Source organism: Aliamphritea ceti, from assembly GCF_024347215.1.
Classification (GTDB): domain Bacteria; phylum Pseudomonadota; class Gammaproteobacteria; order Pseudomonadales; family Balneatricaceae; genus Amphritea; species Amphritea ceti.
Genome location: NZ_AP025282.1, coordinates 1,153,936 through 1,169,366, shown reverse-complemented (window position 1 = coordinate 1,169,366; position 15,431 = coordinate 1,153,936). Strand labels below are relative to the sequence as shown.

Annotated in this window: 12 protein-coding genes; 7 read left to right on the top strand and 5 right to left on the bottom strand. The window is 47.7% G+C overall.

All coding sequences use genetic code 11. The features are described 5' to 3' along the window. The first annotated feature begins 310 nt into the window (after window positions 1–310). The 3 genes from OCU49_RS05320 (at window position 311) to OCU49_RS05310 (ending at window position 2,955) form a co-directional block, all read left to right on the top strand. The gene (locus OCU49_RS05320; protein ID WP_261843946.1) at window positions 311–1,114 is read left to right on the top strand and encodes a tetratricopeptide repeat protein; all 804 of its coding nucleotides are present in this window, start codon (window positions 311–313) and stop codon (window positions 1,112–1,114) included. A gap of 124 nt (window positions 1,115–1,238) precedes the next feature. After that, entirely contained in the window at window positions 1,239–2,441 is a 1,203-nt protein-coding gene (locus OCU49_RS05315) for a YeeE/YedE family protein (protein ID WP_261843945.1), read from the top strand. Window positions 2,442–2,505: 64 nt separating this feature from the next. Beyond that, window positions 2,506–2,955, top strand: coding sequence for an RDD family protein (locus tag OCU49_RS05310; RefSeq protein WP_261843944.1), 450 nt, complete (start codon window positions 2,506–2,508; stop codon window positions 2,953–2,955). 75 nt (window positions 2,956–3,030) lie between these two features. Here the strand turns inward: OCU49_RS05310 and lptG are convergent, their stop codons facing one another. Together lptG and lptF are read right to left on the bottom strand one after the other, a co-directional pair. After that, window positions 3,031–4,104 (bottom strand): LPS export ABC transporter permease LptG, encoded by a 1,074-nt coding sequence (lptG, locus tag OCU49_RS05305; protein WP_261843943.1) that lies wholly within the window; start codon window positions 4,102–4,104, stop codon window positions 3,031–3,033. Next, window positions 4,097–5,227 carry an LPS export ABC transporter permease LptF gene (gene lptF, locus OCU49_RS05300; RefSeq protein WP_261843942.1) on the bottom strand — a complete coding sequence of 377 codons (1,131 nt, stop codon included), beginning with the start codon at window positions 5,225–5,227 and terminating at the stop codon, window positions 4,097–4,099. The genes lptG and lptF overlap by 8 nt, the downstream gene beginning before the upstream one ends. 323 nt (window positions 5,228–5,550) lie before the next feature. Between lptF and OCU49_RS05295 the strand changes: the two genes are divergently transcribed. From OCU49_RS05295 to OCU49_RS05285, 3 genes are all read left to right on the top strand, one after another. After that, complete coding sequence (locus tag OCU49_RS05295) at window positions 5,551–7,074, top strand: leucyl aminopeptidase (protein WP_261843941.1); 1,524 nt, start codon at window positions 5,551–5,553, stop codon at window positions 7,072–7,074. A 105-nt stretch (window positions 7,075–7,179) separates the two neighbouring features. Then, window positions 7,180–7,626, top strand: coding sequence for a DNA polymerase III subunit chi (locus OCU49_RS05290; protein ID WP_261843940.1), 447 nt, complete (start codon window positions 7,180–7,182; stop codon window positions 7,624–7,626). Between the two features lie 250 nt (window positions 7,627–7,876). After that, window positions 7,877–10,732 (top strand): valine--tRNA ligase, encoded by a 2,856-nt coding sequence (locus tag OCU49_RS05285; protein WP_261843939.1) that lies wholly within the window; start codon window positions 7,877–7,879, stop codon window positions 10,730–10,732. Between the two features lie 423 nt (window positions 10,733–11,155). On the opposite strand, the gene OCU49_RS05280 is transcribed toward OCU49_RS05285, so the two are convergent. Continuing rightward, the gene (locus OCU49_RS05280) at window positions 11,156–11,878 is read right to left on the bottom strand and encodes a spermidine synthase family protein (RefSeq protein WP_261843938.1); all 723 of its coding nucleotides are present in this window, start codon (window positions 11,876–11,878) and stop codon (window positions 11,156–11,158) included. A 197-nt stretch (window positions 11,879–12,075) separates the two neighbouring features. Further along, window positions 12,076–12,549, bottom strand: a complete 474-nt coding sequence (locus tag OCU49_RS05275) for an Sbal_3080 family lipoprotein (protein ID WP_261843937.1) — start codon at window positions 12,547–12,549, stop codon at window positions 12,076–12,078. Window positions 12,550–12,846: 297 nt separating this feature from the next. Between OCU49_RS05275 and OCU49_RS05270 the strand changes: the two genes are divergently transcribed. Continuing rightward, on the top strand, window positions 12,847–13,167 hold the full coding sequence (locus OCU49_RS05270; protein WP_261843936.1) for a hypothetical protein: 321 nt from the start codon (window positions 12,847–12,849) through the stop codon (window positions 13,165–13,167). A gap of 93 nt (window positions 13,168–13,260) precedes the next feature. Here OCU49_RS05270 and OCU49_RS05265 read toward each other — a convergent pair whose 3' ends face one another. Next, the gene (locus tag OCU49_RS05265; protein ID WP_261843935.1) at window positions 13,261–15,297 is read right to left on the bottom strand and encodes a methyl-accepting chemotaxis protein; all 2,037 of its coding nucleotides are present in this window, start codon (window positions 15,295–15,297) and stop codon (window positions 13,261–13,263) included. Window positions 15,298–15,431 lie beyond the last annotated feature (134 nt).

The window sequence follows — 15,431 nt, the reverse complement described above, 5'->3', positions numbered from 1 at the left end:
AACAACTTGATCCTGATCACTCTAGCAGACAATCAGCACGACAAATCGTCGCACCTGCCTGTTTTTTTAACTGCGATCCGTTAGAATTCACCACTATATTAGATACAGTTAATATTAAACCCGATTGCAACCTACAGGCAAAATGCAGGTCATACCGGCAACCACCGAAAAACTTTCATAATTCAGCTTTAAAAACAGCTACCCAATGAGTCCCGGTGTAAATGAATATAACTGTACCTTTCGACTCTGAACAATCGGGCGTTATAATGCGCTCAATTAAATAATATTTGTCACACACGAGCGTCCGCCAATGAGCAAAAAACTTCTGATCGCTACCGGCCTGCTGTTAAGTCTGAACACAACTGCTGCGCTGGCTGCTAACCTGGGTAAAGGTATTCAGGCTTTTGAAAATAAAGATTACGCGATTGCACTGGCTGAACTTGCGCCACTGGCTAAAGAAAACAATCTTGAAGCTATGAACTATCTGGGCCAGATGTATGAATTCGGTCTGGGCGTAGATGCTGACGAACAAGAAGCTGTTAAATTGTATAATCGCTGTGCAGACCGAGGAAACCTGGGCTGTGTAGATTCCCGCCGCGCTTATAAAAACAAAGCATACAAAGTTGAACTTGAAAGCATTCAGCCCTCTGCTGAAGGTGGCGATGCCACTGCACAAAACCGCCTCGGTGAAATGTATGAGTTCGGTTATGGTGTAAAACGCGATCCGGCTAAAGCCATCGAATGGTACAAGCGCGCCGCTGATCAGGGTCTGGTACTGGCGCAGCACAATATTGGCCGCAGCTACAACTTTGGCACCGGCGTACAGCAGGACTTTACTCAGGCAGAGCGCTGGTATCGCAAAGCTGCAGAGCAAGGCCACATGGATGCTATGTTCTTCCTTGGGGCGCTGTATTCCAACGCCCATGGCGGTGATGCCAGCCAAAGCACTAACATCACAGCCTATGCATGGTTACAGAACGCGATGGAGCTGGGCAATCCGACAGCCCGTGCTATTCAGTCCCGCATCGTAATGAAGCTGTCTGATAAGGAACTGTCGGAAGCCAAGCAACTGGCTGAAGACTACAAAAACAAATTTGTAACGCCTTTTAAATAAGCGCTGCAATCATTTATACAAAAGCCGGCCTGTGTGCCGGCTTTTTGTTATTCAAAATTGGCCTGATAACAGACATCCCCTATACTCTCCCCTCATAATTATTGCTCACCGTACAGGGATCACTATGAGCCATTCCGCCCCTCTGATCAGCCGTCCACTATTTATCTCTCTGGGACTCTTCGCCCTGCTTACGGGATTATTGTATCGCGACTTCAGCGCCCATTCGGCCTTGTTATTAATCCTCGGTGGCGCCTTAGGTCTTGCGCTGTATCAGGCTTCTTTTGGTTTTACTGCTGCATGGCGTAATCTGATTGTCGAACGCCGTGGTCGCGGTTTACGGGCACAAATGCTGATGCTCGCCGTGGCCGTTTGCCTGATCTTTCCAATTCTTGATACTGGCAGTGCGTTCGGCAATGACGTCAACGGTTTCAACCGCCCACTGGGATTCTCCGTCCTCTTTGGTGCCGCTCTGTTTGGAATAGGTATGCAAATTGCCGGCGGATGCGGCTCCGGCAACCTGTTTCAGGTCGGTGGTGGGCAATTGCGTGCAATCCCGGCAATCATAGGTTTTATGGCCGGTGGTTTCTGGGCAACCGCTGATTATGAATGGTGGACAACGCTGCCACAATTAGCCCCGATATCCAGTTTAAAAAGTCTTGGCCTGATCACCGCTCTGGCGATCAACCTCACTGCATTCGCACTCATAGCTATGGCCACTATATGGCTGGAAAAACGTCGACACGGTGAACTTCAGACAGATAATGCAGGCAAAGGTATGCCATTAAGTAAGCGCTTACTGCGTGGTCCCTGGCCACTAATTTGGGGAGCTATAGCACTTGCAGTGCTTAACTACATAGTTGTAATTGTGACCGGCCGGCCATGGTCAGTTGCTCTGTCTTATCCTCTGTGGGGTACTAAACTGGCACTCTGGTTAGATACAAGCATGCAGCTTGGCTATGAACTTGAGCCTGACTTCTGGACCTACTGGCTACAACCGGGCCGTGACGATGCATTGCTAGAAAGCATCTGGGAAGACACAGTTTCAGTAATGAATATCGGCATTATGCTGGGGGCATTTCTGGCCGCATCCTTAGCCGGTCGCTTTAGCTGGCAATGGCGCGTACCACCAATCCACTGGTTGGCATCAGCCCTGGGTGGTCTGATGCTGGGATACGGCGCGACAATTTCCTTCGGCTGTAACATTGGCGCCTTCTTTGGCGGCATTGTTTCCGGTAGTATGCACGGCTGGTTATGGCTGGCAGGCGCTATTATTGGCAGCTATCTGGGCATCTGGATACGCCCGCTGTTTAAGCTCAGCCGAACCTGAAAGCACACTTAGAGCTTCAGTAGCCGCGAATTAACATTCAACACTTTGATTATACGGGTTAGTCATGAATAAACCTTTTCCGGAATTAGACGGCGCTCTTCGCCAGCCTTCCTTATTACGCCGTCTGGCGGCAATGGTATATGACGGTATGCTGATCGCTGCAATCTGGATGTGCGTAGGTATGATCTTTGTTATAGGTTTAAATGATGGCGAAGCCGTATCCGGCCCATTATTTCAGTCTACTCTGTTCTTATGTACCTTCGGTTTTTATGCCTACTTTTGGGTACGCCTTGGTCAGACTCTTGGCATGCAAGCCTGGCAGTTACGCGTACAGACCATCGACAATAAGCACATCAACCTGAAACAGGCACTGCTGCGTTTCATGATGGCTATTCTATCTTTTGCCTGTGGCGGACTAGGCTTTATCTGGATGCTGTTCTCTGCCAATAAAGCGACCTGGCACGACAGCTTTTCGGAAACACAGATAGTGCTGTTGCCGAAAAAGAAAAAATAATCTTACAGCTACAAAAAAGCCGCTGTTTCTGACGATACAGCGGCTTTTTTATTTCTGCTTAAATGCTCTCTGACTTTAACCCGCCCGACGCAATAACCAGCCGCCGACCAATGCACAGAGCAAAATAGGCATCAGTGCCGCCCAGAAAGGCGCAATGCTATACAAAGTACTGATAGGTGCCAGCAGATCCTGAGCAAACTTAAACATAACCCCAACAACCACTCCGGAAATAACCCGCTGGCCAGTCGTTACACTGCGAAGCGGTCCAAAAATAAATGAGATAGCAATCAGGACCAGCGCAATCATAGATAACGGCTGGAATAACTTACTCCAGAACGCCAGCATATAAGTAGTCGTTTCTAAGCCCTGCTCACGTAAATAACTGCTGTAGCTAAGTAGTCCTGATATAGGTAGCTCATCCGGTTCCACCACAATGACTGATAAACGCTGCGGTGTCAGCTTCACATCCCAGTTTTGAGTTTCGTAACGGTTAGCTTCTGTACTGTCTTCATGAAACTGTGTTTCACGGACATCATTTAGCAACCATGTATCATTTGCATAATTGCCACTGACTGCATAGCTACTGGAAATCAGACTGTCATCCTTATCAAAGCGATAACGGGTCACACCTTTCAGCGAGCCGTCCGGCAACACAGCATTAATATGAATAAATTCATCACTCTCGCGATGCCAGATACCATAGCCAGAAGTAATCGCACCATCACTGACTTTCACTGCGCGGCGGCTTTCTGCCAGCGGCTCAGTGTAAGGCACTACATATTCACCCAGCGCTACAGTGAATACACCCAGCAAAACAATCGGTTTAAGAACCGCCAAAACAATACGGCCAATAGAGACACCTGCCGCCCGCATAACAGTCAACTCACTGCCGGAAGCCAGACTGCCCAGACCTATCAGACACCCAACAAGGCAACTTAAAGGGATAAAGTCATAGAAACGCTTAGGCGTTGTCAGCAGCAGATATTCGAGCAATGAGGCCATGGTATAACGCTCATTCACCTGTTCCAGCTGATCCAGCATGGCAAATAGCACATCCAGACCGATAACAATCGCCAAAACAACCGCAAGGGATGCCAATACCGATGCACCAATATATCTGTCAAGCCGGGTCATAAAAGTATCAAGCATTGTCAGCCTTCCCCTTACGCAGTTTCTTAATGGAAAGCTTTCCGGTTACTAAGCCGAACTGGTTACCAAGGCGTTCCCAGAATCCACGGGCAAACAGCAAACTCATCGCGAAGCCGAAGAACAGTAAATGTACACCCCACATAGCAATGACCGGGCTTTTACCATCCTCTACTAAGCTACGGGTATTCGTTAGCAATAACAGATACACCAGATACAAAAGAATAGATGGAATTAACTTAGCAAAACGACCTTGCCGTGGATTTGTCTTGCTTAAAGGTACCGCCAGCAAGGCAACTATCAGACACATCACCGGCAATGATATACGCCAGTGCAGCTGCGCTGTTTCCTGAGCATCACCGCCAAACAATTCCGCAGTCGGTGCCATATCCACGCCGGAAACCTCAGGCTCATCACGGCTATCCGGCAAGCGGATACCATATTCACTGAACTGAATTTCCCGGTACTTAGCATCACCCGGCTGACCTTCATAGCGGAATCCATTTTCCAGTACCAGATAGCGCGCACCCGTATCAGGATCGATTATTTGCCGGCCACTGTCGGCAGCCACCACAGCCAGCGATTTACCCGGCTGGGTTTCAGATACAAAAATGCCCTGCATCTGGCGCTCATCAGAAAGTTTTTCAACATAGGTTGAGCGAATACCATCCGGCTGTTTCTGAAAACGTCCCGGTACAACACTATCCAGAGCATTCTGCTGACTCTGCTGGAAAACCGCTTCGGTTTTTTGCACGCCGGCCGGTGCCAGCCACAAACTCATTACACCAACCAGCACTGCAACAACTGCCGCAGGCCCAAGGGTATACAGGGATAACCGTCGCTGGCTCATACCCGTAGCTTTCAGCACCGCCATTTCACTTTCCAGATACAGGCGGCCATAGGCCAGCAAAATCCCCAGAAACAACCCTAAAGGCAAAATCAGCTCAAGAAAGCCCGGTAAGCGATACCACAAAAACAAAAACACCGTATCTACCGAGTATTTACCCGCTGCGGCGTTAGTCAGATAACGGATAAACCGTCCACTCATAATAATCAGCAGAAGTATTCCACTGACGGCACTCATATTGAGCAAAACTTCACGACTGATATAACGGAAGATAATCAACTTTTAATCTCTCGATGGCTTGAGATAAAACGCATTCAATATTACACCTGACAGCTAAAAAATCAGGCATCAAGCTAATGACTCTGTAAATCCTCCGATGTTCCCGGGGCCACGAATCACTAGGCAGTAAAAACATCTCAGATGTTGCTGATCCGGTTGGGCAGATGCCGCACATTCATATACACTGCAGCAAAAGGCTTCACACAACCGTTTGACTCTTTCAGTCAGCATATCCGGTACGGTGCTAAGCCAACTGTTTACACCGGCAAATCACCGCCGGCATTATCTTACAAAGCTGACACGATGTCTTCTCTGGAGTAACCATGCAATTTGAAATCTTTACTGATGCAGTCACTGACCTTGAAACCGAATGTCTTATTCTGGCGATTGCCCCGGAAGGCAAGCTAAGTCCTTCAGCCTTAGCTATTGATGCTCAGTCTCAGGGCTACCTGACAGATGTTGCAGCCGACCACAGTGGTAAAGCTGGCGAGAATCTGTTGTTACATAAGGTTCCTGGCATCAAAGCCAAGCGTGTTGTACTCATGGGTGTTGGCAAGCAGGAAGACCGAACTGACAGAAGCCAGCGCAAAGTGATCGTTGCCGGTATGGCGCAAGTCAAATCACTGAAGCTGAGCAGCGCGGTATTTGCACTGGATCACATGGAAAGCAATGACGACGATCTGTACCGTCAAATCCGCCACAACACTGAATGGGCCAGTGCTGAACTGTATCAGTACGATGCAACCAAGAGCAAAAAAGCTGATCCAATCGCACTGGAGTCTCTGGCTTTTCGTGTCGAAGAAGCTGACGCTGAACTGGCGGAATATTCCATCGCTGACGGCAGCGCAATTGCTAACGGTGTAACAACAGCACGTGAACTGGGTAACCTGCCGGGCAACATCTGTACGCCAACTTACCTGGCGGAAATAGCGACTGCGCTGGACGCTGAATGCGAACTGCTGACAACCACAGTACTTGAAGAAGAAGAAATGGCCGAACTGGGCATGTTCTCTTTACTGTCTGTTGGTGAAGGTTCTATCCAGCCATCCAAGCTGATCGTGATGGAATACAAAGGCGGCGAAGAAGGTGAAAAGCCACATGTACTGGTCGGTAAAGGTATCACCTTTGATACCGGCGGTATCAGCCTGAAGCCTGGCGCGAAAATGGACGAAATGAAGTTCGACATGTGTGGCGCAGCCAGCGTGATCGGTGCCATGGAGTCGCTGACAGAAATGGCACTGCCAATCAACGTGGTTGCTATCGTAGCCAGTGCTGAGAACATGCCGTCAAGTAAAGCGACTAAACCTGGCGACATCGTTACCACTATGTCCGGCCAGACTGTAGAAATTCTGAACACAGATGCTGAAGGCCGTCTGGTACTGTGCGATGCACTGACATACGCAGAGCGCTTTGAGCCAGCAAGTGTAGTTGATGTTGCTACACTGACCGGCGCCTGCATCGTGGCACTGGGCCACCACACAACAGGCCTGCTGAGCAACAACGACGAACTGGCCGACAGCCTGCTAGCTGCTGGCGACTTCGCTGCAGACCGCGCATGGCGCCTGCCACTAGGTGAAGAATATCAGGAACAGCTGGACAGCAACTTCGCAGACATCGCGAATATTGGTGGCCCGGCTGCAGGTACTATTACAGCTGCATGCTTCCTGGAACGCTTCGCCAAAGAATTCGCCTGGGCACATCTGGATATCGCGGGTGTTGCATGGAACAGCGCAGGCAAAGCCAAAGGCTCAACAGGCCGCTGTGTACCACTGCTATGCCAGCACCTGTTAAACCAGGTTGATGAAGGCGAAGACGACGCTGAAGAAGGTTGTGGTCACGATCACTAATACCTAGTATTAGACTCTGAAAGATAAAAAACGGCGGTACTGATTTGAAAATCAACCGCCGTTTCTTTTACCATAACTACATCATCATTTTGCTGAGATATTCCTTTGAGCCAGGCCGACTTTTACGTCCTTACCGACACCAGCCACGAAAGCCGCTATACCTTTCTTTGCCGTCTGGCGGATAAAGTACTGGGCCAGGGCCGTCAGGTGTTCATCTCAGTAGCCAATGAACAGGAAGCCGACCGGCTGGATCAGCTACTCTGGGACTTTCGCCCGGAAGCATTTATTCCCCACGGCATAGTAAGCAAAGCCAGTTCCGGCGCCAATACCCCTGCTCCCGTACAAATTGGCTGGGGAGATACCTTGCCAGAGCATCGCGACGTTTTCATTAACCTGCATCTGGATACCGGTGAAGCAATACTGAAGTTTGAACGTATTCTGGAAATCGTTGTGCAACAAGATGACATCCTGGTATCCACCCGGAAAAATTACGCCACCTACAAAGACGCCGGCATTGAAATCAAAATGCACGACATGCGGCCAAAGCACTGACTATTAATTTCCCCGTACACCGTCTTTCTGCCGGTTTTCTTCAGCACTTATCCCGGCTGTTTTCCCTGAGTGACGACACCTGAGGCGAATTCATCCCATATTTGTGTGCCGCTCTATGTTTTCTGACACCATCTGCCGGTATAATCGACACCAATTTTTTGCCAATTTATCACCGTCACTGCTTTTAGCTACCAGCACGCCTACGGGCTGTAACCGACGACGGTGAACATCTGCGTTTTGGACGAGCATAATGGATAAGACCTACCAGCCCCACGAGATCGAAAAATCCTGGTATAAAACCTGGGAAGACAACGGTTACTTCGCCCCATCCGGCGAAGGCGATTCATACTGCATCATGATCCCGCCACCAAACGTCACCGGCAGCCTGCACATGGGACACGCATTCCAGCACACGATTATGGATGCTCTGACCCGTTACCAGCGCATGCAAGGTAAAAACACTCTGTGGCAGGTCGGCACCGACCACGCAGGTATTGCGACGCAGATGGTAGTAGAACGTAAACTGGCCGCTGAAGAGCAGAAAACCCGTCATGACCTGGGTCGCGATAACTTCATCGACAAGATCTGGGAATGGAAAGAAGAGTCCGGCGGTACCATTACCGGCCAGATGCGCCGTTTAGGTAACTCCGTTGACTGGCCAAGCGAACGCTTCACCATGGACGACGGTTTCTACAACGCAGTACAGGAAGTATTTATCCGTCTGTATGACGAAGGCCTGATCTACCGTGGCAAGCGCCTGGTTAACTGGGACCCTAAACTGCACACTGCAATTTCCGATCTGGAAGTTGAAAACCGCGATGTTAAAGGCAAGATGTGGTACCTGCGTTACCCACTGGCCGACGGTGCTAAAACCTCTGAAGGTGAAGACTTCCTGGTTGTTGCGACTACCCGCCCGGAAACTATGCTGGGTGATACCGGTGTAGCAGTAAACGCGGAAGATCCACGTTATAAAGACCTGATCGGCAAAGAAATCATTCTGCCATTAGTTGGCCGCCGCATCCCTATCGTTGCTGATGAACACGCCGATATGGAAAAAGGCACTGGTTGTGTAAAAATCACTCCCGCTCACGACTTCAACGATAACGAAGTAGGTAAGCGTTGCGGTTTGCCAATGGTGAACATCCTTACCCTGAACGCAGACATCCGTGATGAAGCCGAGTGCTTCAACACAGACGGCACACCAAACAACGAAATGGATACTTTCCTGCCAGAGAAATACCGTGGCATGGAACGTTTTGCAGCCCGTCGTGAAATCGTTGCCGACTTTGAAGCTGCCGGCCAGTTGGTGAAGATCGAAGAAAACGACATGACTATCCCGTACGGCGACCGTGGCGGCGTAGTTATCGAACCTATGCTGACCGATCAGTGGTTCGCCGATGCCAAGACCCTGTCTAAGCCCGCAGTTGAAGCCGTTGAAAACGGTGATATTCAGTTCGTTCCTAAGCAGTACGAAAACATGTACTTTGCCTGGATGCGTGACATTCAGGACTGGTGTATCTCCCGTCAGCTGTGGTGGGGACACCGTATCCCTGCGTTCTACGACAATGAAGGCAAAGTATATGTTGCTAACAGCGCCGCTGCCGCCCGCGAAAAGTACAACCTGGCCGACGACGTTGAACTGACTCAGGACAACGACGTTCTGGATACCTGGTTCAGCTCTGGTCTGTGGACATTCGGCACCCTTGGCTGGCCTGAAAACACCCAGCGCCTGCAGACATTCCACCCGACTGACGTACTGGTTACCGGTTTCGACATCATCTTCTTCTGGGTAGCCCGGATGATCATGATGACCATGCACTTCATGAAAGATGAAGACGGCAAGCCACAGGTACCTTTCAAAACCGTTTACGTAACCGGCCTGATCCGTGACGAAAACGGCGACAAAATGTCCAAGTCCAAAGGCAACGTTCTGGATCCACTGGATATGATCGACGGTATCGACCTGCCAACGCTGATGGAAAAACGCACCGGCAACATGATGCAACCCCAGCAAGCTGAAAAAATCGGTAAGCGTACTGAAAAGCAGTTCCCTGAAGGCATCTCTGCTCACGGTACCGACGCCCTGCGTTTCACCCTGGCGGCACTGGCCTCTACCGGCCGTGACATCAACTGGGACATGAAACGCCTGGAAGGCTACCGTAACTTCTGTAACAAAATCTGGAACGCTGCACGCTACGTTCAGATGAACACTGAAGGCGAAGATTGTGGCCAGAGCGGTAATGCAGTTGAACTGTCACTGGCAGACCGCTGGATCATCAGCCAGTTACAGCGAGTAGAAACTGAAGTTCAGAAGCACATGGACGAATACCGTTTCGACATGGCATCCCAGTCACTGTATGACTTCATCTGGAATGAGTACTGTAGCTGGTATCTGGAACTGTCTAAGCCAGTACTGTGGGACGATAACGCTTCAGAAGAAGCCAAGCGCGGCACCCGTCAGACACTGGTACAGGCACTGGAACAGATCCTGCGTCTGGCTCACCCGATCATGCCGTACATCACCGAAGAAATCTGGCAGTCAATTAAGACTGAAGCCGGTACTTCTGGCGACACTATCATGTTGCAACCTTATCCACGCGGCGACGAAGCCAAGCTGGATACTGAAGCTGAAGCTAATATCGAATGGCTGAAAGGCGTTATCACCGGCATTCGTAACATCCGTGGTGAAATGGGTATCTCTCCGGGTAAAGACCTGGACGTCCTGTTCAACAACGGTAGCGAAGCTGACAAAGCACTTCTCGAAGCTAACCAGGCATTCCTGTCTAAGCTGGCAGCGCTGGGCTCTATCACCTGGCTGAACCCGGGCGACGAAGCACCTATGTCTGCAGTACAGTTGGTTGGCGATATGCAGGTACTGGTACCTATGGCCGGCCTAATCGACAAAGACGCTGAACTGGCCCGTCTGAAGAAAGAAATGGACAAACTGCAGAAAGAAGCCGGTCGTTTAGAAGGCAAGTTGAACAACGATAAGTTCGTTGCCAATGCACCTGAAGCGGTTGTTGCTAAAGAGCGTGAGAAGCTAGGGGAGTTTAAAGCTTCTTTGACTCAGCTGACTGAGCAATATGGGAAGATTGAGGCGCTGTAATCAGCCCCTATTTTCTTTGTCTGATAAAAATCCCAGCCATTGAGCTGGGATTTTTTTGGTCTTTTTTTTCTTCGTGTGACTTTGAGAATAAGTAGGCTGAGAGCTTCTTTGTTTGTTCATTGCAGTGCTAATTCAATGCTTGAGATGATCTTTTTCGCTAACGCGACTCAAGACTTTTATAACGGCGCAAAAGTCTTAAGAATCTAAACGCCGCCCCACCGCTTGTCCGGCTACGCCAGATTCCCTGCGCGTTTTACTAGCAACAGGCCTTCGCAAAACTCGGTCGCTACGCTCCCTCAAACAGTTTCTCAGGCTTATCTGTTGCCAGCTGCAATGCTCGGCTGCACGGAAGGGGAAACTTGGTGCCAGTAGCTCGTAGCACTTATTACCGGTAAATAAGAGAAATGACCGAAAGGCTTTGATTTAGCCTTTCACGCATACATATACAGAGTTTGTAGATTCCGTACCGAGGAATGGATTGTAGAAAGGCACTATGTGGGATTCAACGTTCTCAAATACAGTCTTCAGCAAGGCAACAAAGCTTTCTTCTGGCAGGTTTTGTGACCACATCGCGAATACGCCTTTAGGCTTTAGCTGTTCAGCCATAAGTGACAGGTTTTCGGTTGAATAGAAGCTGGCGTTCGATTCATTCAGATATTCGGTCGGGGAGTGGTCAATGTCTAATAAGATGGCATCGAACTTCCGGCCCGGGCTTTGTGGGTCAAAGCCGTTTTCAGGATCAGTGGCTAGGTCAAAGAAACTACCATGTACGTAACGGTTGCGAGCATCGGCATTTAGAACCTTACCCAGCGGGACTTTCTCATCCTGATGCCAGCCGATAACCGTATCTAAAGCATCAACCACTAGCTGTTCTGAGATGCGTTCGTCTTTCAACGCTGCTACAGCGGTGTAACCTAAGCCCAGACCACCTACCACAACACTAAGCTCTTCGCCTTGCACTGCCGCTAAACCAAGATCTGACAACGCCTCTTCAGCCTCAACAAACATGCTGGACATCAAGAACTCATCACCGAGCTTTACTTCATAAATATCTCTGTCACTGAATGCCGGTAAACGGCGTCTGCGCAGGGAGATATTGCCTAAAGGAGATTCTTGGCAGTCGATTTCTTGGAATGACAGAGACATTTCTGGTTTATCCTGATGTATTAACTGGAGGAATATCATACTTAGATATCATCCCCTTTACATCAGATGATTGTTCCCGAAATCTCTCAAAGCTTAACTACCTAAAAACTAGATTGCAGTTTCCTGCAATCTAAGCATGTTAAGTACAGCAACTCTAACTTCTAAGCCTGCAGATTTCGATCACAAATAAACTCAAACTATTTTTCATTGATCCTTGCAGTCGCTTCAGCAGGTGTTAATTTTCCGAATAACACATCCAACATGTACTCAATTCGCTCTTCAGCATTACTAAATTTATTAAAATTCAAATTATTCGCTGCTGTGTAATTTACTTCACCAACTCTTTGCCCTTTATAAAACGCTTCAACTTCAGCCTGACTCAGATATAGAGCAAGATCCCACTTCCAGTGCCCTACATACTCAATAGTCATTTTCTCTAAATCATGCTTTGAATCGTCAGGCTTAACTTCATAACCGTACCCATTTTTAGTTAACCACTGCTTGATCGTGTCCAGAAAACCCTCTTTCGTTTCAGAGTCTTTTACGATCACAATTTCAGGATTACTTCCAAGAGTACTATCTGATATTGGCGCTCCCTTATAACTTGGCGCAGAACACGCCGACATAAAACCAGCTAAAACTAAAACAATAAACACTTTAAAACTTTTCATTTCTAATCCTATGTAACTGGATCTCCGAAACAACACATCCATGCTGATTCCATTATCCGGATAATTTCCTAGATCATCTTTGACCAATTGCTCACAACACTTCCAGCTATCATCTGGTGAAAGCAAAGAGCGGGCATAATTTATCTGTCGTTGATATGCGACTCAAGTAAAGTATTAAAAATTCTTTATATTTCAATACTCAAGTTGGGTCGGATCAGACACATAAGTGACGACAAATACATACCGATAGCGCAGAATTGCTATAGCTAGTTATGCACGATATGGAGATCGATGATCATGGACAGAAAGCGTTTTATAACAAAAGCCTTCGATACCCTGGGGCTGGTAGGCATCTTACTATTACTCATTCTGCTGTATTTGAATAAGTTCGCAGATGAAGGGGCCGCAGTTACTCACTACAGATTTGATATTTTGATCGTATTTTTATGCTGTGTGCTTATCCACTATGTTTATCTGGCAACACTGACTATCCAAAACAAACAGGTTATGTGGGCTATTGCCCTGTTTCTTGCGCCTGTTCCTGTGTATTGGATTTATTATGGGTTCTATAAATTTAATATCTGGAAACTCAAGCGTAGCTCCCCACAAGTTTCCTGATTTACCAGCTCTGCGCATTAATAGCAGATTTAAGCCGCTGGGTATCCAGTCTTGAATGCCCAGCAGCGTTGGTCAGAGCGAATACCAGCCTAACTAAGACACTTTAAAAGTAGCGACAACGCTCTTTAGCTGCTCCAGCTTAGAGCTCATATCATGTCCGGCTTCTACTGTGTCATTCGCATGGGTGGAGGTTTCCCTTGAGATATCACTAATCGCCTGGATGTTCTCGCTGATATCCACAGTTACACTCGCCTGTTCTTCCGAAGCAACAGCTATCTGGCTGGCCATATCCTGAATCTGCTTTACCGACTCTGATATTTGCGTTAACGACTCACCTGAGACCCGAGCTTGCTCCGTGGTTTCTAACGCCATTTCCTGGCTTAAAGCCATCACATCAACAGCCTGATCAGCACCTTTCTGCAGTGAGCTAATAATGTCATTAATACTGGTTATAGAGTCCTGAGTTTTCGATGCCAGCGAGCGCACTTCGTCAGCAACTACAGCAAACCCTCTTCCCTGCTCTCCAGCTCTTGCAGCTTCTATCGCGGCATTAAGTGCTAAAAGATTTGTCTGTTCGGCTATGCCACCGATCACTTCAGAAATAGAGTTAATCGCCTGACTCTGCTCCTGTACAGCAGTAATAGCTTTCGAGGCGTTGGTAATTTCATTCGTCAGCTTTTCAATTGTATCAATTGTTTGCTGAACATTACGCTGCCCATCTGAAGTAATAGCTTCTGAATCATCAGTAATCTGAGCACAGCCTGCTGCATTTTGCGCTACTTCATTAACCGTTAACGTCATTTCTTCAACGGCCGTAGCTACCAGCTCAGTTTGTTGATATTGAGACTGAACATTATTATTTGTTTGCTCAGCTATGTTGGTGGTCATCTGGCTGGAACTGGCAATTGCGCTGGATAAATCATGAATATTCCTAACCAGTTTCTTCAGGTTAGCATTCATATTAATCATCGACAGGAAAAGCCCCTGAGCTTTATGATCAGAGCCAAAATCAGTGGTTAAATCACCTCTGGATATTCTCTCTGCAAGTTGCGCCATATCTTTAGGTTCGCCACCCAGAGGCTTAGTAATGGCTGTGCTAATGGTATATGCAAGGCCGCACCCAAACAGAACGGTCAGAGCTAAACTGACCATTAGCACCTCATGTAATAAATGGACTGATTCCGTTAACTCAGCCTGATCTGCTTCATACAGTGCTTTTTGCGATGCACGCATATCAACAAGTATTTGCTGGATTTCTTTAGCTTTAGGGGCTGCTTTTGTACCTAACCATGCATTCGCTTTATTCCAGTCTGGGCTACTGCGTGATGCAAACATTTCAGTAACGTACGGACGAAACTCTTTACGCAGCGATACATATTCGTTCCACAGGGGCTTTTGTTTTGATGACAAAAAACTGGTCTTGCCTTCCAAAACTTTGAACTGCTTTTGGTTTTTTTCCCATAACGTTAAAAAGTTATTTTTAAACTGCTCGTCGCCCGACAGTAAATAAGCTCTTATATTGGCAAGACTCAGGGCGAAAGTTGCTCTGCTATCGGCAAGGTTTTTCAATAAACGTTTACGTTCCAGGCCTGCAAAGCTATCCATCTCAGCTTCAATCAACCCAGTCAAAGCAGCAATTGTTTTAGCCGCAGTTGGCGCTGCTTGTTTTAACAGGATGTCATATGACTGAATATTTTCATTAGTATGTGCTATTCCTTCAATTTCTTGCTGAGCCACACGAAACTCATCAATCAGCACCTTCATCCGTTCGAGCTTTTCAATATTAGCCGGTACAGTCCAGCTCTGTGAAAATGCTCTCAGTTCCTGAAAAGAAGAATCCAGTACCTGCCAACCTGCAGTACGTTCATTTTTAAATACAGTCGCCTTAGCTGGATCTGCCCCCAAAATAAGGTAGCCCCGTAATCCTGAAAGGGTCTGGTTAATCGCGCCGGATAATTTGATTCCGGACTCGACCGTTGGGGCCCGTACATTCAGTAACTTCTCCTGGACTTTAGTCGTATTTTCTAACTGAATGAAAACCGAAACAGAGCTAATTATTGAAATAATAATCAGCACTCCAAACCCTAGAAACAACGTAGATCTAACTTTTAGACCAGCTAGTACAGCCATAGAATTTCCTTTTATAACAGTCGCATACCGTTGCTGTTATTTTGTTATAAGATTTATTTATATTAAATTTTGCGAATATTACGAAACAATAGCTGTGACTTCTATCTCAAAACTAACCAATTTGGGTAATAATT